We start from the raw sequence: 17,693 nt of genomic DNA on the forward strand, positions 1-17,693 counted from the left end.
GGTACTGCCGTGGTGGGGCAGACTGCGGCGAATGAGCGCCCTTGCCTGGATCGCCGTCGGATCGCTGGCCGCATGGGGATGGCTGCTGCTCGGCCAGGGCTTCTTCTGGCGGACGGACCAGCGGCTGCCCCGGCGCGAGAGCCCTGCGCAGTGGCCTGATGTCGCCATTGTCGTGCCCGCCAGGGACGAGGCGGAAGTGCTGCCGGTCAGCCTCCCCTCGCTGCTGGCGCAGGACTACCCCGGCCGTGCGGAGATCGTTCTGGTCGACGACGGCAGTTCGGACGGCACGGGGGAACTGGCCCGTGCCCTGGCCGAGCGGCACGGCGGGCTGCCGCTGCGGGTGGTCTCCCCCGGCGAGCCGGAGCCCGGCTGGACCGGCAAGCTCTGGGCGCTGAAGCACGGCATCGCGCTGGCCCGGGCGCGTGAGCCGGAGTATCTCCTGCTCACCGACGCCGATATCGCGCACCAGCCGGACAGTCTGTGCGAGTTGGTGGCCGCGGCCCGTACGAACGGGCTGGACCTCGTCTCGCAGATGGCGCGGCTGCGGGTCGCCAGTGGATGGGAGCGGCTGGTGGTGCCGGCCTTTGTCTACTTCTTCTCGCAGCTCTATCCCTTCCGGTGGGTCAACAAGCCGGGGGCGCGGACGGCGGCCGCGGCGGGCGGCTGTGTCCTGCTGCGCACGGAGGCCGCCGAGCGGGCGGGTGTTCCGGAGTCGATCCGGCAGGCGGTGATCGACGATGTGTCGCTGGCACGGGCCGTGCAGCGGACGGGCGGCCGGATCTGGCTGGGGCTCGCCGCGGGAAGCGAGACGGGGGCTCCCCCGGACGGAGTCCGGGGGCGGGTGGACAGCGTGCGTCCGTATCCGCGGCTGGCGGATCTGTGGCGGATGGTGTCGCGCAGTGCGTACGCACAGCTGCTGCACAGTCCCCTGCTGCTCGCCGGGACGGTGGTGGGGCTCGCGCTGGTGTATCTCGCGCCGCCCGTCGCGCTGTGCGCCGGTGTGTTCACCCATGACGCGGCTGCCGCCTGGGCCGGTGGCCTGGCTTGGGTGGTGATGGCGGGGACGTACCTGCCGATGCTGCGCTACTACCGGCAGCCGCCGCTGCTGGCGCCGCTGCTGCCGTTCACCGCGCTGCTCTATCTGCTGATGACGGTCGATTCGGCGGTGCAGCACTACCGGGGTCGCGGCGCGGCGTGGAAGGGGCGTACGTACGCCCGTCCCGAAGCCGCGCCGGACCGCTGACATCACCCACCCGGGACGTCCACCGGGGACGTCACTTCCTGCCGGGCGTCCAGTTCATGCCCCAGCCGTAGGTGGAGTCGATCGTGCGTTGCGGGCTGACGCCGCGTTCGGTGACCAGGAAGCGGGCCTCGCGCTGGACGACGAGGTCCGCGCCGGTGTTGGTGATCAGCGCGAGCGCGCACACGGTCGACGGCACCGTGCACTCGCCGAGCGAGAAGTCGATGGCGGCGCCGTGCTGCGGCTGGAGGGTGACGGTCGCGTCGAGGTCGGCGAAGCTGCGTGCGCCTTGGTAGATGGTGACGAAGATGACGACGCGGCGGAGCTGCTCCTTGTGGTCGAGGTTGATGGTGAGGTTCTCGCCGGAGGTTCCGCCGGTGCGGTCGTCGCCGTCGAGATGGATGTACGGAGGCTGGTTCAGCGCGCCGAAGGCGTTGCCGAGTGACTGGACGACGCCCTTGCGGCCGTCGGTGAGTTCATAGAGGGCGCACAGGTCGAGGTCGAGGTCGCCGTGCATGGCGACGGCGCGGCCGAGTTTGGCGCCCCAGCCCTTGAACTGCTTGCGCACCTGCCAGCTGAGGTTGACCCGCATCGCCCCCGAGGTGCCGCCCTGTTTGGTGAGGGAGACGGACGGGGTCTCCTTCGTCAGCGTCACCTTGGTGAGGCGCACGGGAGTGGAAGGGGCGGTCGCGGGCGCCGGCGGCGGCGTCACCGGAGCCGAAGGCATGACCGGCGCCGACGGCGTCACAGGAGCGGGCGCGGCGGGCGCCGGAGGGGCGGCCTGCGCCGGGGCCTGCTTCTGTGGCTCGTCGACCGTGATGCCGAAGTCCGACGCAAGGCCTTCGAGTCCGGTGCTGTATCCCTGTCCCACCGCCCGGAACTTCCAAGCGCCCTGCCGCCGGTAGAGCTCACCGAGCACGAAGGCCGTCTCGACCGTCGCGTCCTGGCTCTCGTAACGGGCGATCTCGGCGCCGGACGCCGTGTCGAGCACCCTGATGTACAGCCCGGGCACCTTCCCGAAGCTGCCGCCGTCGGCCGACGCGGCCAGCACGATCCTCTCGATGGCGGGCTCCACGCGCGCGAGGTCGACCGACACCTCGTCCGTCACGCTGTCGGCCGCGGGCCGCTTCCCCTCGTGCCGTACCGCCCCGGATGCGTGCGCCGGCTGGTTGTAGAAGACGAAGTCCGCGTCCGAGCGGACCTTTCCCGATGCGAGGAGAAGCGCCGAGGCGTCGACATCCGGCACACCGGGACCTGAACGCCAGCCCAATTCGACGCGCACCTGCTGCGCCGACACCGGACTATTGGCTCCTTTAAGCATGGACATGCTCGCCCCCATCGCGAGTCAGGGTGCCCGAAGAGTTCACCGTGCCGCCAACTTAATCCTCAGGGTGCCTCCGGCGCCCGCCCCGACCCGTCGGTAACCCTCTCTCAGCTTGCCCTTTACATGATCCATGCGCTTGCGGGCGACCGTTTTCCCCAGATTCGCTCGCATTGGGGATCCGCGGTCACTCGCATCTACTGAAACAACCCTCTTATCGGGCTCCCCAACCAGCACATCGTGGGCTTAACTTATGTGCCATGACCTCCCCCCGCGCCACCTACGGCGGCGGTTACTACTCCGCTCCGTCGTTCCCCGACACCCCCATCTACGACTCCCTGGTCGCGGAGCGGGGCACGCCTCAGATCGCCCCGATCCGAGTGCCTTCCGCCTACGACACCGGCAACAGCTACCTGCCGGCGCTCCCGTCGGCGCTGCCCGCCCTCCCGGCGGGCCCCTCGCAGTCCGCGCCCTCCTACGGCGGCGCGCCCTCCTACGGATACCCGCAGCAGATGCAGCAGCCGATGCCGCTGCAGCACGCGCCCGCGCCGTACATCCCGCAGCAGCACTCCGCGCCGCGCGGCTACCCGGGTGCGCAGCCGCAGGCCCAGCCTCAGTACCAGCAGCAGCAGCGTCCGGTGTCCACCGGGTACGAGGCGATGCGCCCGGCAGCGGCCCGTCCGGCGCCGGCGCCGGCTTCCTACGACGACCCGTACAACCGCCCGTACCAGGGTCGGGGGTACTGACCGGCCGGATGTCACCGGTGACTGGCACTATGGCCGCATGCCGAACCCAGTTCTCCGTTCCATCCATGTCCACCCGGTCAAATCGGTGGCGGGGTATGCGCCCGGCGAGGCGGCTGTACAGCCATGGGGACTTGCCGGGGACCGTCGGTGGACGCTGATCGACCCCTCGGCCAAGGTGGTCACTCAACGCCAGCAGCCGCGCCTGGCGTTGGCGCGCGCCGAGTCATTGCCGGACGGCGGGATCCGGCTGACCGCGCCCGGACGTGAACCGCTGACCGTCGCCGTCCCCGAGCCGGTGGGCACCACAGCCGTGGAGATCTTCGGGGACAAGGTCGAGATGGTGCCCGTCGACGGGCCCGTGGACAGCTGGTTCAGCGACTACCTCGGCGCCGATGTGCGCCTCGCCCATCTGGACGACCCGGCGCGGCGGCGCCCCATCGACCCGGAGTACGCCCGCCCGGGCGAAACGGTCAACCTCGGTGACGGCTTTCCGCTGCTCGTCACGACCCTCGCCTCGCTCGACGCCCTCAACTCCCTCATCGCGCAGGGCGATCATGCCGACGAGGGTCCGCTGCCCATGACCCGGTTCCGGCCGAATGCCGTCGTGGACGGCACGGCTCCGTGGGCGGAGGACGACTGGAAGCGGATCGCGATCGGTGAGGTCACCTTCCGCGTGGCCAAGCCCTGTGGCCGCTGTGTCATCACCACCACCGACCAGCGCACCGCTGAGCGCGGCAAGGAGCCACTGCGCACCCTCGCCCGGCACCGCCGCTTCGGCGACCGGATGGTGTTCGGACAGAACCTCGTGCCGGAGCGGACCGGCACCATCCGGATCGGCGACCCCGTCATCGTCGTCGAATAGCCCCGGCGGGAACCTCGTGCGCGGGAAGATGCGTTGGCCAGTTGGCGGGTGCCGAGCAAGGGCCGGCGGCAGGGGTGACTTTCCGCTCCCTTCGCGCAACCCGTGCTTGTGCCATGCCGTGCAGGGCTGGGAAGGGGGTGCGGGAGAGTGCGAGCAGCCATGGGGGTCTGGCGCTGGCGGCACAATCCCCTGCGCCGTGCGACCGATCTGCTGGAGGCGTGGGTGGCGCTCGTCGCCGCACTGCTCCTCATCACCGCCGCTCCGGCCGTGGGCTGGATCAGCGGGGCAAAGACCGACGACTCGCTGCGGCAGTCGGTCCGCATCCAGCGCCAGCAGCGCCATGCGGTCATCGCGACGGTGCTGAAGCCGGCTCCGGATCCGGAATCCGCCGCGTACGACCCCGAGTCCGCAGCCGCCCGCGAGAAGCGGCGGCCGATCGTGGCGAAATGGACGGCGGTGGACGGCAGTCGGCACTCCGGCACGGTCTCAACCGCCCTGCGGACCGCTCGCGTCGGTGACACCTTCACCATCTGGACCGACCGGACCGGCCGCGTCGTCCACCACCCGATGGACCTGGCCGGCGCCAAGGTGCACGCCGTCCTCACGGGTTTGGGCGCCGCTCTCGCTTCCGCGGGGCTCGTCGAATGCGCCAGAGCGCTGATCATGTGGCGGCTGGTGCGGCGCAGACACGCGCGCCTGGACCGGGCCTGGGCCGCGGCAGGACCCGACTGGGGACGTACGGGAGCGGGCAGCTGACCAGTCCCATCTCGTCAACTCCCGCCCCTCGCGCGCGCTACGGTGGTGCGACTCCCTCGGGGGTCAGGGGGCGTCCCCCTCAGAGGCGCGGCGGCACAGGATCACGAGGTGGGGGCAGAGCAGCACGATGGCACAGGGCACGGTCCAGGTGACGCACACCGGTACGTCGAGGTGGCGACGCCGCACAGGCGAGTACCCCTCCCTCGCCGCAGCCCTGGAGGCCGCAGGCGACGGCGACATCCTGACCGTCGCCCCCGGGACGTACCGCGAGAACCTCGTCGTCCAACGGGCCGTCACCCTGCGCGGCACGGAGGGCGCGGTCGGCTCGGTGCGGATCGCTCCCACCGACGGTGTGGCGCTCACCGTGCGGGCATCCGCCACCGTCCAGGACCTCCATGTGGAAGGTCAGGACGCGGCCGCCCCCGCGCTGCTGGTCGAGGACGGCACTCCCGAGCTGATCGATCTGCGGATCGTCACCCGCTCCGCGGCCGGTCTCGAAGTGCGCGGCGCGGCCCGCCCCACCGTCCGCCGCTGCACCGTCGACAACCCGGCGGGTGTCGGCATCGGCGTACTGGACGGCGCGGGCGGCCTGTTCGAGGAGTGCGAGGTGGTCGCGGCCGGCCAGTCGGGCGTCTCCGTGCGCGGCGGCGCGCATCCGCGACTCGAGCGCTGCCGGGTGCACCACACCTCGGGCGCCGGACTGAGCGTCACCGGCGAGGGCAGCGGACTCGAGGCGATCGGCTGCGAGGTGTACGAGATCAACGGCACCGGTGTCCAGATCGCCTCGCGCGCCTCGGCGCATCTCACCGACTCCACCGTGCACCGCACCTCGGCCGACGGCATCACCCTCGACACCGACGCCGTCCTCACCCTCTCCGGCTGCGACATCTACGAGATCCCCGAGAACGCGATCGATCTACGCTCCCGGTCCGTGCTGACCCTCACCGGCACAACGGTGCGCCGCTTCGGCCGCAATGGCCTGTCCGTCTGGGACCCCGGCACGCGCGTGGACGCCGGCCAGTGCGAGATCCATGACAGTACGGGCGACTATCCGGCCGTCTGGGTCAGTGACGGGGCGACCGTCGTCCTCGACTCGTGCCGCGTCCATGACGTCCCGGACGCGATCTTCGTACTCGACCGCGGCTCGCGCGCGGATGTCGTCGACAGCGATCTCTCGCAGATCCGCAACACCGCGGTGTCGGTGAGCGACGGGGCGACCGCACAGCTCGACGACTGCCGGATCCGGGAGGCCTCCACCGGCGCCTGGTTCCGCGACCACGGCAGCGGCGGCACGCTGAACGGCTGCACCATCGACGCGGCGCAGACCGGGGTGATAGTCACCAAGGGCGCCGATCCGCTGATCGAGCGCTGCACGGTCACCTCGCCCGCCGAGGCCGGCTTCTATGTGTCGGCGGAGGGCCGCGGTACCTTCCGAGGCTGCCGGGTCACGGGCAGCGGCGGCTACGGCTTCCATGTGATGGACGGCTGCCGTACGACGCTGAGCCACTGCCGCACCGAGCGCTGCGCGCGCGGGGGTTACGAGTTCGGGGAGGACGGCGGCCCGGTCGTCGAGGACTGCACCAGCGACGAGAGCGGCGTACGGCCGCAGGCCGAGCAGACCACCGCGGTGCTGACCGCGACCCAGTCTCCCGGACTGCTCTCCGCCATCCCCGGTCAGCGCGCGCCCGAGGCCACGCCTGCCGAGCCCGTACGTTCCTCCGGTGCCGTCCTGGGTGAACTGGACGCGCTGGTCGGTCTCGACAGCGTCAAACGCGAGGTGCGCACGCTCACCAACATGATCGAGGTGGGCAGGCGCCGCCAGGAGGCGGGACTGAAGGCCGCCTCCGCCCGCCGCCATCTGGTCTTCACCGGCTCCCCGGGCACCGGCAAGACGACCGTGGCCCGGTTGTACGGCGAGATCCTGGCCTCCCTCGGAGTGCTGGAGCGTGGCCATCTCGTCGAGGTGTCCCGGGTCGACCTGGTCGGTGAGCACATCGGCTCCACGGCGATCCGCACCCAGGAGGCGTTCGACCGGGCGCGCGGCGGGGTGCTCTTCATCGACGAGGCCTACGCCCTGTCCCCCGAGGACTCCGGGCGGGACTTCGGCAAAGAGGCCATCGACACGCTGGTGAAGCTGATGGAGGACCACCGGGAGGCGGTGGTGGTGATCGTCGCCGGGTACACCGCCGAGATGGATCGCTTCCTCTCGGTCAACCCCGGTGTGGCGTCCCGTTTCTCACGGACCATCACCTTCAGCGACTATGTGCCGGAGGAGTTGCTGCGGATCGTGGAGCAGCAGGCCGAGGACCATGAGTACCGGCTGGGCACGGGCACGGGTGAGGCACTGCTGAAGTACTTCACCGCGCTGCCCAAGGGGCCGGCCTTCGGCAACGGGCGCACCGCGCGCCAGACCTTCGAGTCGATGGTGGAGCGGCACGCGGGCCGGGTCGCCGAGCTCACCGAGGTGAACACCGACGACCTGACCCTGCTCTACCCGGACGATCTGCCCGAGTTGCCGTGATCCGGCCACTGCCCCGGGACAGGCCTAGGGCCTGTCTTCCTGATCCAGAAGACAGGCCCTGACTGCCCGGAGCCGCCCGCCGCTTCGAGCTACGCCGAACTGCCCCGAGCCTGCTGGGGAATGCCCGGGGCGATCCGGTCGAGAAGCTCTCCGCGCTCCGTGGCGAAGGCCGGATCTGCCTGGTACTCGGAGTGCCCGAGAATCGGCTCCGGCAGCGGGTAGCGGCCCGAACGCCCGTACGCCACCGGGTCCTTGAGCGCCTCCCGGTCCACCTCGGGGTGTTCGCCCTCGGCGGGGACCAGCACCGGTCCGCCGATCGGGTCGGTGGGCCGCCACAGATTGCGCCAGCAGTCCAGCTGGCCGCGCAGCTCGCTCAGGGCGACGGGCCCGAAGTACGCGGGGAACCAGCGGCCGTAGAGCCTCTCCAGCGGTGATCCGTACGTCAGCAGAGCCACCCGGCGGCGGGTGGCCGCGGGCAGCTGCCAGACGGCGGCCGCCGCGAGCACACTGCCCTGAGAGTGGCCGGAGATGACGAGCCGCCCGCCGGTCTCCTTGGTCCAGGTGCACATCCGCCAGGTCAGATCGGGGACGGCGCGCTCCGCGTAGCAGGGGGGCGCGAAGGGGTGAGCCGCGCGCGGCCAGAAGGTGCCGACGTCCCAGAGGATGCCGATGGTGCGCCGGGCCGATGCGTCGCGGTAGGCGCGGCGGCCCCAGGTGACGAACAGTATGAAGCCGAGGCCGATCAGCCAGGAGCCGATCGCCTGCGCCGCCTCGGCGGCGGACTCGACGAAGTCATGGCTGTCGCCGAAGGCCTTGCCCGGCACCTCACCGCTCGCCCAGGCCCCGGCGACCGCGCCCGCGCCGAGGAGCAGGGTGGCGCCGGAGACGATGCCGACGATCCAGGGTGCGACGTCGGTGAGGGCGGCACGGGCACGGGTGCCCGCGATCCGCCTCGTCCGGACCTCGTCCGGGTGCCCCTCGTCGTAGTCCGCCTCGACCAGCGGAGCGAGCCGGCGGGCGGCGAGCCAGGTCCCTACGCCGAGGACGACGGCCGGGACGAGCAGCGCGATCAGCAGCACGGGGATGACCGAGGCCTGCCAGCTGAGCAGCACCGGCGGTCCGGGGATGGCGCCCTCCCCGTCCATGCCCGGGGTGCCGGGGCCGTCCAGCCAGTCGGCGACGCGCTGGGCGACTCCGCCGGTCATCACTCCGCCGAGGGCGCAGGCGAGCATGGCGACGGCGGGCCCGCCCAGTCCGGACATGGCCGTACGGGCGTGGCGCGCGCGGCGGTGGAGTACCCATGCGGCGACGGCGAGCGCGATGACCAGGGCGCCCTGGGCGAGGGCGATGACGCGGAAGGTGACCTCGCCGGGGAGGGTGGCGCCGGAGACCCAGCCGGGGCGCGACCAGGAGGCGTACAGCATCGACAGGGCGAGCAGACCGAGGGCGGCGCCGGGCAGACAGCGGACGGCGGCGCGGTCGATGCGGGCGTCGATCCGCGTCTCGCTGCGGCCTCTGCGGAAGACCACCCACACCACAGCTACCGCGCCCGCGACGAGACTTGCTTCGAGCAGCCGGCCGCAGATCTCCAGCGGTGTGCTTCCGGCGCCGCGGTCGTGGCGGGCGGCGGCACCGGCGACCGCGGCGGCGACGGTCAGGAAGCCGGCGGCGGTGTGCGCGGCGCGCAGCCGGGCGACGAGCCTGCGGCCGTACCAGAAGCCCGGCCTGCCGAGGGCGGGCCGTACGGTGTGCTTCTTCGGCTCCCCGGTGTCCTCGTCGGCGTCGTCGGCGCTGTCGTCGCTCGCAGAAGCGTCCTCGCCGGTCGGCGGCCGCTGGGATTCGTACGCGCTCCAGGTGCGGTTGGAGAGGTACCAGAGCAGGCCGACCAGCGCGGCCGGCACCAGCGCGGCGAGCGAGAGGCGTCGGCCCGGCTGCGACCACCAGCCGTGCTGAGCGCTCGACAGGAAGCCGAGCCAGGAGCGGTCCCGGGTGCACGCCGGCGAGCCGGCGCACTGCCAGGCCAGCAGATCGAGCGCGACCTCGCATGCGGCGGCCGTCAGCAGCACGGTGAGGCTGAGCGCGACGAGCCGTACGAGTACTCCGTACAGCCGCGTGGTGGTTCTGCGGCCCTTGGCCCGGGGCCGCATCCAGTGCGCGAGATTGACCACCATGAAGGGGAGCAGCAGCAGCCACAGGGCCCGCGTGCCGTTGCCCGAGGTGAGGTTGGACCAGCAGTACGCCTCGGGGATGGGCCGGTCCCGGTACCGCTCGGGGTGGAGGTCCGCATCCGCGTCGTCGGTACGGCGGAAGACTGCGGCCTTCTCGTCGCCGGTGATCCTCACCGTACGGGGGTCGTCGAGCATGTCCTGCGGGGTGACTCCGCCGACGCCGTGGACCAGCAGCTCGAGCGCGGGTCCTCCGCTCGGCGGGACCGGAGGGGCAGGGGACACTTCTGTGACTCGCTCTCTCGATGGGAGGATCGGTCAGTGCGCGGCCGCGCGGCGGTTCACGACCAGAATCCCGGATCGCGGCCGCTCACCGCACGGCTCTCACGGAATCTCCCCGAGCCCGGGTCACCGGGCCCGTGCGAGGATGAGAAACCCTTGGCCACAGGCGGTGTACCAGACGGTGTACGACGACATGGAAGGACCGGCCCCGGCAGTGAGCGACAACCAGAACCTGCTCGCGGAGCAGCGGCGTGCTCTGATCCTCGACGAGGTGCGCAGGCGTGGCGGGGTGCGGGTCAATGAGCTCACCCGCAAGCTCAATGTCTCCGACATGACCGTACGCAGGGATCTGGACGCCCTGGCCCGCCAGGGGGTCATCGAGAAGGTCCACGGCGGTGCGGTGCCGGTGGTCGAGGCGAGCACGCACGAGCCGGGGTTCGAGGCCAAGTCGGCGCTGGAGCTGAGCGCCAAGGAGGACATCGCGCGGGCGGCGGCACGGATGGCGGTGCCCGGCAGCGCGATCGCGCTGTCCGGCGGCACCACGACCTATGCCCTGGCGCACCATCTGCTGGAGGTGCCCGATCTGACGGTGGTCACCAACTCGGTGCGGGTCGCGGATGTGTTCCACGCGGCGCAGCGGGCGGGTGCGGCGGGCAACCAGCGGCCGGGCGCCGCCACGGTGGTCCTCACCGGCGGGGTGCGTACGCCGTCCGACTCGCTGGTCGGCCCGGTGGCCGATCAGGCGATCCGTTCGCTCCACTTCGATGTGCTCTTCCTCGGGGTGCACGGGATCTCGGTGGAGGCCGGGCTCTCCACGCCGAATCTGGCGGAGGCCGAGACGAACCGCCGGTTCGTGCAGGCCGCGCGCCGGGTGGTGGTGGTCGCGGACCACACCAAGTGGGGGACGGTGGGCCTCAGTTCCTTCGCGCGGCTCGCGGAGGTCGACACTCTGGTGACGGACGCGGGACTGTCGGCCGAGGCACGCGAGGAGATCGCGGAGCTGCTGCCGGGTCTTGTGGTGGCGGGCGGGCCCGAGAGCGCCGGCGGGCAGGACGGCTGACGCCGGGTGGGATGAACCAGGCTGCCGGTACGGACAACTGATGGCGTGTCAGCTATCGTGTGCGGACCCCGCGCCACCCCTCTCAGCCGGAGGTACGGTCCTATGGCACGCCGACTGCGCACCGTGGAGCTCGACTTCGTCGAGTCGGCCCCGCTGCGTCTGGCCTTCTCGACCGAGGTGACAGCCTCGCCGCAGGCCGTGTACCGGGCGCTCGCCGAGGATGTCGAGGGCTGGGCCTGCTGGTTCGACGCCGTCACCAAGGCCACGCCCACCGGCGAAGGCGCGGGCCGCGACATCAAACTCAGGGGCGGCGCGCTCTTCGTCGAGACGATACTGGCGACGGAGCCCGACGAGCGCTTCGCCTACCGGGTCGACGAGACCAATGTCCCTGGTCTGCGCGCCCTGTTGGAGGAGTGGCGGCTCAGCCCCACCGCCAAGGGCACCCGGGTGCAGTGGACCTTCGCCGCGGACGCCCCGGCGCCCATGCGCCTGATGCTGCGGCTGGGCCGCGCGGGCCTGGGCGCCTCGTTCAGGGGCGCGGTGCGCAGCCTCGACCGAAGGCTCGCCCGGTCAGCGGCACAGTGACTCGCCCCGGGATCAGCGCCAGGCACCCGTCGCGAGGAACTGCTCGATCGCCGCGGTGTACGGAGCGATGTCCAGGCCCTGCTCGGCCAGCCAGGCGTCGGAGTAGTACTTGTCGAGGTAGCGGTCGCCCGGGTCGCAGATCAGGGTGACCACGCTGCCCTTCTGCCCCCTGGCCACCATCTCGGCGACGATCTTCAGCGCGCTCCACAGCCCGGTGCCGGTGGAGCCGCCCGCCTTGCGGCCGATGGCCGCGTCCAGGGCGCGTACGGCGGCGATGCTCGCCGCGTCGGGCACCTTCATCATCCGGTCGATGGCTCCGGGCACGAAGCTCGGCTCCATGCGTGGCCGCCCTATGCCCTCGATACGGGAGCCGCAGTCGGTGCTCGCGGACGCGTCGCGCCGAGTCCAGCCGTCGAAAAAACAGGAGTTCTCCGGGTCGGGAACACAGATCCGGGTGTCGTGCTGCATGTAGTGCACATAGCGGGCGATGGTGGCCGACGTGCCGCCGGTGCCGGCCGTCGCGACGATCCAGGCGGGCTCCGGATAGCGCTCCAACCTCAGCTGCTGGTACATCGATTCGGCGATGTTGTTGTTGCCGCGCCAGTCGGTCGCCCGCTCCGCGTAGGTGAACTGGTCCATGTAGTGGCCGCCGGTCCGCTCCGCGAGCGCCGCCGACTCCTCGTAGATCTTCCGCGAGTCGTCGACGAAGTGGCACTGCCCACCGTGGTATTCGATCAGCCTGCACTTCTCGGCGCTCGTGGTGCGCGGCATCACGGCGACGAAGGGGACGCCGATCAGTTTGGCGAAGTACGCCTCGGAGACGGCGGTCGAGCCGCTGGACGCCTCGATGACCGGCTTGCCCGGACGGATCCAGCCATTGCAGAGACCGTAGAGAAAGAGCGATCGCGCGAGCCGGTGCTTGAGGCTGCCTGTCGGATGGGTGGACTCGTCCTTGAGGTAGAGGTCGATCCCCCACTCCTCGGGCAGGGGGAATCGCAGCAGGTGGGTGTCGGCGGAGCGGTTGGCGTCGGCCTGGACCTTGCGTACCGCCTCCTTCAGCCAGGCCCGGTAATCCGGATCGCTGCGGTCCACATCGACGGTCTCGATCGCCTCGCCCGCCACTGGCTTCTCACTGGTACTCATGCGCGCCGTTCCTCGTCCCGTCGAAAGCCTGCCGAAGTCCTGCCGAAAGCAACCCCCTCTTGCAACAGTAAGCCCCTCACCTGCACAAACGTTCACTTTGGGCAGCCATAGGGGTCACTTGTGGGCCCCGACCGGCGTGCGCGGGACCCAGGCTCTTCCGCACCCACTGGTGCGCGCGGCCGTAGTTGTGCAGACTGCCACCAGGAAACGGTGCGAAGGGGGCGGAGACGCAATGGGGATGGCAGAGTCCGAATTCAGCGCTACGGGCGTGCGGATCGAGCGCTGGCCGCGCTCGCTCACCAGGGCCGGACAGGTGATGATCAAGGACGGCAGGCTGGCACTTCTGACCAGCTACGGCCGCGTGATCGAGAGTGCGCCCGTCCGCGCGGTGAGGGCCGGCAAGCCGTGGTTCGCCGACGACGCGAGCACGGTGGCGACCGTCAACGGCAAGCGCTACCGGCTGACGATGGGGCAGCGCAGCCGCAGGCCGGAGGGCGGGGCACTGGCCGGGCGCTTCCTGGAAGCCGTGCGCGGGGCCGGCGGCGCCAGGGACTGAGAGTACCCGCCCGGGTGCGGCGAGTTGCGGAGCCGTGGTCAGTGGTTCACGCTTGTCTCACGTCACTCAGGGTGCACCGGCGGTCACGCTGCGATCCAGCCCGCCGGACAAATCAGCAGCCGGCCAACTGCTGGATCCGATCTTCGTCTTCTTCCGGACCTCATTCGGGGAGTCGCAGCCGTGATCAGCCAGCCAAGCAGGCACTGCACGGTGGAGCTCCAGGCCCTGCCGTCGCGGATCGGTCAGGTCCGCAGAATCATCTCCGCGCAATTGCGCTACTGGCATCTTGACCCTCTGATCGACCAAGCAGCTCTCGGCGTCACGGAGTTGCTGACCAATGTGCACCGTCATGCCGAGCCGGACAAACTGTGCACCGTGGAGATAGAGCTGCTGCTCGACCGGCTAACGGTCTCGGTCCATGACCACGATCCACGTCTTCCCACCGTCCGGGACGCCGAGGTCTTCGCCACCTCGGGGCGCGGGCTCGGGCTGATCGCGGCGGTGAGCGACAGCTGGGGCGTACGGCCACAGGGCGAGACGGGCAAGATCGTGTGGTTCACGCTCTCCGCGCCCTCGCCCGCCGTGGGCCTCCCGCCCCGCCCGGTGGTGAACGGGTCCACGACCGACGGGCCCTTCCCGGGCACGGCGAGCGCGGCGGATACGCATGACGGGAAGCGCGAACGCGCTGCCGCCCGGTCGGCCGTAGCGGGCTGACCGGGCGGGGCGCCTCATGCGGCGCTACTCGGTGGCGATGGCGCGCAGCACGTCGAGGCGTGCGGCGCGGCGTGCGGGCCGCCAGCCCGCGACTCCGCCTGCCACCAGGCCGACCAGCGCGACCACGAGCAGCTGCACCGGCGGTACGGCGAAGGCGAAAGTGGTGTCGCCCGCGCCCTCGGACGCCTTGACCAGCACCCAGCCGAGCAGTCCGCCCAGCATCAGGCCGCCTGCCGTGCCGAACGCGGCGACCAGTACCGACTCCCAGCGCACCATGGCGCGCAGCTGGTTCCTGGTCTGTCCAACGGCGCGCAACAGGCCGAGTTCCCTGGTGCGTTCGTGGATCGCGAGGGTCAGCGTGTTGGCGATGCCGAGCAGCGCGATCACCACGGCGAGGGCGAGCAGGGCGTAGACCAGGGTGAGCATCATGTCGATGGCTCCGGCCGCACTCCGCGCGTACTCGTCGCGGGTCTGCACCTCAGGATTGCCGTACGCCGCAGCGGTCTTCTCGACCGCGGCCGTGCCGTCGGAGGTGGACACGCCGTCCTTGAAGGTGACAGCGATCAGGGTGTCGGAGTCCTGTCCCCGGTGCGGGGCCCAGGCCTCGCGGGTGATCACGTAGTCGCCCGCCAGCTCCGACTGCTCGAAGACGGCGCGGACCGTGAAGGTCTGCTCCGTACCGTCGGTGAAGGCGAGCGAGGCGGTGGAGCCGGGCTTCCAGCCCCGCTTGCCGGCCTCGGTGTCCGCCACGGCCATGCCGTTGCTGCCGAGCCCGTCGAGCGAACCATGCACGGTGCCGAGGTCGAAGGACCTGTCGAGCGCGGCAGTGTCGGTGACGGTCAGCCGGCGTCCCGCGCCGTCGACCTCTGCGACGCCCTTGCCGAGGCCGACCGCGGTCGCCACTTCGGGCTGCGCGGCGACGGCCGGGGCGAGCTTCGGGCTGAGCCCGCTGCCGCCCGCGCCGAACGCCGGGGCGCTGACCGCGACATCGCCCGCGAAGGAGCGGGAGACCGTCTGGTCCATGGTCGCCTTCAGCGAGGCGCCGAAGACGGTGAACAGGGATACGACGGCGACGCCGATCATCAGCGCGGTGGCGGTGGCCGCGGTGCGCTTGGGGCTGCGCAGGGCGTTGCGCTTGGCCAGGCTGCCGGAGACTCCGCGCAGCCGGTCGAGCGGCCGGCCCAGGACCCGTACGGCGACCGAGGCCGCGACCGGGCCGAGCACCACGAAGGCGGCCAGGGCCATGACCGCGCCCGCGGCCGCGAGCCGGATGGACGGGCCGGCGACGACGCCGGCCAGGATGAGGCCGATTCCGGCCAGAGCGATGCCGGTACCGGCGTACGCACGCTTCGTCGAGGCCGCGGAGTGGTCCACGGCCGTCTCACGCAGTGCGGCCAGCGGTGCGGTGCGCCCGGCGCGGACGGCGGGCATCAGCGCGGAGCCGAGGCAGACGATCACGCCGACGGCGAGCGGCAGCAGCATCGAGAGGCCGCTGATGACCAGTGGGCCCTCCGGGAAGGGGAATCCGATGAGCGGGAAGAGCGCCTGCAGTCCGGCGGCGATGCCGATTCCGCCGAGCAGTCCGGCCGCGGACGCGACGAGTGCGACGACGGCCGCCTCGAAGAGCGTCGAGCCGACGACCTGACGGCGGGAGGCACCGAGTGCGCGCAGCAGCGCGTTCTCACGGGTGCGCTGGGCGATGACGATCGCGAAGGTGTTGTAGATGGAGAACGTCGCGACGAGCAGCACGATTCCGGAGAAGACCAGCAGCAGGGTGGTGAACAGATTCAGGAACTGACCGGAGATCATGTCCTGGTTCTCTGCGGTGGACTCCTGTCCGGTGATCGCCTCGACTCCCTTGGGGAGTACGGGCATCAGCGCGTCCACGAGCTCCTGCTGGCCGGTACCGGGTCCCGCCCGCACCTGGATGGACGCCGCCTCGCCGGGCTTGGGGGTGAGGTACTTCTCGGCGTCGGCCTGCGTCATGCCGGTGAAGGTGACCTGGGCCATTCCGTCCTCGCCGCCGAACGTGGCGAGGCCGACGACGGTGACCTGCACCGGGTCGGGGGTGCGCAGCACCGTCCGGTCGCCGATCCTCAGCCCGCCCTTGTCAGCGGCGCCGCGGTTGACCACGACCTCGCCGGACGTGGCGGGGACGCGTCCTTCGGCGAGCTGGTAGGGGTTGAGCTCCGGGTCGTCGATCCAGTTGCCGGCCAGGGTGGGCGGGCCCTGCCCGCCGATGGGCTTGCCGTTGGAGCCGACGAGCTGTCCGGAGCCCTGGATGTTCGCCGCCGCGGCGGCGACGCCCGGCGTCTTCTCGATCCGCCTGATGAGATCCGTCCGCACGGGCTGCCGGGTGCCCTGGCCCTCGCCTGAGACGGTGACGACATTGGAGCTGCGTACGACGGCGTCCGTGCTGCCCGTGGCGCCGGCGAACATCGTGTCGAAGCTGCCGCGCAGTGTGTCGCCCATGACGAGCGTGCCCGCCAGGAAGGCCACGCCGAGCAGCACGGCGGTGAAGGTCCCGGCGAAGCGCCGCTTGTGGGCGCGCAGCGAGTTGACGCTGATCCGCAGAGAGGCACGGCTGCCGCTCATGTCGCCGCCCCCTTGCCGTCGAAGGCCTTCAGCCGGTCGAGCACACGCTCGGCGGTCGGGGCTTCCATCCGGTCGACGAGCCGTCCGTCGGCGAGGAAGACGACCTCGTCGGCGTGGGCGGCGGCGACGGGGTCATGGGTGACCATCACGACCGTACGACCGGTCTGGTGCACCGCGCGGCCGAGCAGTCGCAGCACCTCTTCGCCCGAGCGGGAGTCGAGGTTGCCGGTCGGCTCGTCGGCGAAGACGACGTCGGGCCGGCCCGCGAAGGCGCGGGCCACGGCGACACGCTGCTGCTGGCCGCCGGAGAGCTCGCTCGGCCGGTGGTGCAGCCGGTCCCGCAGCCCGACGGTGTCGATGAGCGCGTCGAGCCACTCGCCGTCGGCCCGCTCCCCCGCCAGGTCCATGGGGAGCGTGATGTTCTCGGCGACGGTGAGGGTGGGGATGAGGTTGAACGCCTGGAAGACGAAGCCGATGGGCTCGCGCCGCAGCAGGGTGAGCCTGCGGTCGTCCAACGCGCTGAGGTCGGTGTCGCCGATGAGCGCGGAGCCGGAGGTGAGGGTGTCGAGTCCGGCGGCGCAGTGCATCAGCGTGGACTTCCCGGAGCCCGAGGGCCCCATGATCGCGGTGAAGCGGCCGGCCGGGAAGTCGACGCTCACCCCGTCCAGGGCCCTCACTTCCGTATCACCGTTGCCGTAGACCTTCACGGCGTCGACGACACGGGCGGCGGTGCGGGTCCGGGTCGTCGTGGTGGCGGTCATGCCGCGCCGTCCTTGGTGATGCGGCCGAACTGCTCGTCCAGGACGGAGAGCCGGCGCCAGTACTCCTCCTCGTCGATCTCACCGGCGGCGAACCGGCGGCCGAGCACGGCGATCGGCGAGCTCTCGGCGTGGTTCACGCGCGTGCCCTGCCAGGGGCCGCGGCGGCCGCGCCAGATGCCGGTGCGGCGCAGGACGGTGACGACGCCGACGACGACGGCCGCCCAGATCAGCGGGAAGAGGAGAATCCACGGGCCGGGCCCGTCTGCGTACGCCAGGGTGTTCATCTCGGTTCAGCTCCTCGGTGGCGATGGTGGTGCGTGCTTCCTTGTCGCTTTCGAGGCTCCCGCCGCCAGGGGGTCCGAGTCGTCGTACGGCCAGCGGTAGTG

General features: G+C 71.4%; 15 protein-coding genes. 9 read left to right on the plus strand and 6 right to left on the minus strand.

Translation table 11 applies throughout. From position 1 onward, the window contains the following. Positions 1-31: 31 nt before the first annotated feature. Positions 32-1,243, plus strand: a complete 1,212-nt coding sequence (locus SLUN_RS04955; RefSeq protein ID WP_108147324.1) for a glycosyltransferase — start codon at positions 32-34, stop codon at positions 1,241-1,243. 31 nt (positions 1,244-1,274) lie between these two features. Here the strand turns inward: SLUN_RS04955 and SLUN_RS04960 are convergent, their stop codons facing one another. Next, the gene (locus tag SLUN_RS04960; protein ID WP_108154535.1) at positions 1,275-2,567 is read right to left on the minus strand and encodes a TerD family protein; all 1,293 of its coding nucleotides are present in this window, start codon (positions 2,565-2,567) and stop codon (positions 1,275-1,277) included. Positions 2,568-2,821: 254 nt separating this feature from the next. Between SLUN_RS04960 and SLUN_RS04965 the strand changes: the two genes are divergently transcribed. The 4 genes from SLUN_RS04965 (at position 2,822) to SLUN_RS04980 (ending at position 7,446) form a co-directional block, all read left to right on the plus strand. Then, positions 2,822-3,307 (plus strand): DUF6643 family protein, encoded by a 486-nt coding sequence (locus SLUN_RS04965; protein WP_108147325.1) that lies wholly within the window; start codon positions 2,822-2,824, stop codon positions 3,305-3,307. Positions 3,308-3,344: 37 nt separating this feature from the next. After that, positions 3,345-4,169: an MOSC domain-containing protein gene (locus SLUN_RS04970; RefSeq protein WP_108147326.1), complete on the plus strand. Its 825-nt coding sequence runs from the start codon at positions 3,345-3,347 to the stop codon at positions 4,167-4,169. A gap of 147 nt (positions 4,170-4,316) precedes the next feature. Continuing rightward, complete coding sequence (locus SLUN_RS04975) at positions 4,317-4,925, plus strand: Rv1733c family protein (protein WP_108147327.1); 609 nt, start codon at positions 4,317-4,319, stop codon at positions 4,923-4,925. 127 nt (positions 4,926-5,052) lie between these two features. Continuing rightward, the gene (locus tag SLUN_RS04980) at positions 5,053-7,446 is read left to right on the plus strand and encodes a right-handed parallel beta-helix repeat-containing protein (RefSeq protein ID WP_108147328.1); all 2,394 of its coding nucleotides are present in this window, start codon (positions 5,053-5,055) and stop codon (positions 7,444-7,446) included. A gap of 89 nt (positions 7,447-7,535) precedes the next feature. Here SLUN_RS04980 and SLUN_RS04985 read toward each other — a convergent pair whose 3' ends face one another. Further along, positions 7,536-9,896, minus strand: a complete 2,361-nt coding sequence (locus SLUN_RS04985) for a hypothetical protein (protein ID WP_108147329.1) — start codon at positions 9,894-9,896, stop codon at positions 7,536-7,538. Positions 9,897-10,107: 211 nt separating this feature from the next. Between SLUN_RS04985 and SLUN_RS04990 the strand changes: the two genes are divergently transcribed. Both SLUN_RS04990 and SLUN_RS04995 read left to right on the plus strand, forming a co-directional pair. After that, entirely contained in the window at positions 10,108-10,953 is an 846-nt protein-coding gene (locus tag SLUN_RS04990) for a DeoR/GlpR family DNA-binding transcription regulator (protein ID WP_108154536.1), read from the plus strand. A 102-nt stretch (positions 10,954-11,055) separates the two neighbouring features. Beyond that, positions 11,056-11,538, plus strand: coding sequence for an SRPBCC family protein (locus SLUN_RS04995; protein WP_108147330.1), 483 nt, complete (start codon positions 11,056-11,058; stop codon positions 11,536-11,538). 12 nt (positions 11,539-11,550) lie between these two features. Here the strand turns inward: SLUN_RS04995 and cds1 are convergent, their stop codons facing one another. Then, positions 11,551-12,681, minus strand: a complete 1,131-nt coding sequence (gene cds1 / locus SLUN_RS05000) for an L-cysteine desulfhydrase Cds1 (RefSeq protein WP_108147331.1) — start codon at positions 12,679-12,681, stop codon at positions 11,551-11,553. 232 nt (positions 12,682-12,913) lie between these two features. On the opposite strand from cds1, the gene SLUN_RS05005 reads away from it, so the two are divergent. Both SLUN_RS05005 and SLUN_RS05010 read left to right on the plus strand, forming a co-directional pair. Then, a complete protein-coding gene (locus SLUN_RS05005; RefSeq protein WP_108147332.1) occupies positions 12,914-13,237 on the plus strand; it encodes a hypothetical protein in 324 nt (107 codons plus the stop codon). A gap of 180 nt (positions 13,238-13,417) precedes the next feature. Continuing rightward, positions 13,418-13,951, plus strand: a complete 534-nt coding sequence (locus SLUN_RS05010; RefSeq protein WP_108147333.1) for an ATP-binding protein — start codon at positions 13,418-13,420, stop codon at positions 13,949-13,951. Between the two features lie 24 nt (positions 13,952-13,975). Here SLUN_RS05010 and SLUN_RS05015 read toward each other — a convergent pair whose 3' ends face one another. Genes SLUN_RS05015 through SLUN_RS05025 form a run of 3 tightly spaced genes read right to left on the minus strand, consistent with a single transcriptional unit; the run spans position 13,976 to position 17,591 of the window. Further along, complete coding sequence (locus SLUN_RS05015; RefSeq protein ID WP_108147334.1) at positions 13,976-16,546, minus strand: ABC transporter permease; 2,571 nt, start codon at positions 16,544-16,546, stop codon at positions 13,976-13,978. Continuing rightward, the gene (locus tag SLUN_RS05020) at positions 16,543-17,307 is read right to left on the minus strand and encodes an ABC transporter ATP-binding protein (RefSeq protein ID WP_108147335.1); all 765 of its coding nucleotides are present in this window, start codon (positions 17,305-17,307) and stop codon (positions 16,543-16,545) included. The genes SLUN_RS05015 and SLUN_RS05020 overlap by 4 nt, the downstream gene beginning before the upstream one ends. Further along, complete coding sequence (locus tag SLUN_RS05025) at positions 17,304-17,591, minus strand: SHOCT domain-containing protein (RefSeq protein ID WP_108147336.1); 288 nt, start codon at positions 17,589-17,591, stop codon at positions 17,304-17,306. Before SLUN_RS05025 ends, SLUN_RS05020 begins: the two co-directional genes overlap by 4 nt. Positions 17,592-17,693: the final 102 nt, after the last annotated feature.

This window comes from Streptomyces lunaelactis, assembly GCF_003054555.1.
GTDB classification, from domain to species: Bacteria; Actinomycetota; Actinomycetes; order Streptomycetales; family Streptomycetaceae; genus Streptomyces; species Streptomyces lunaelactis.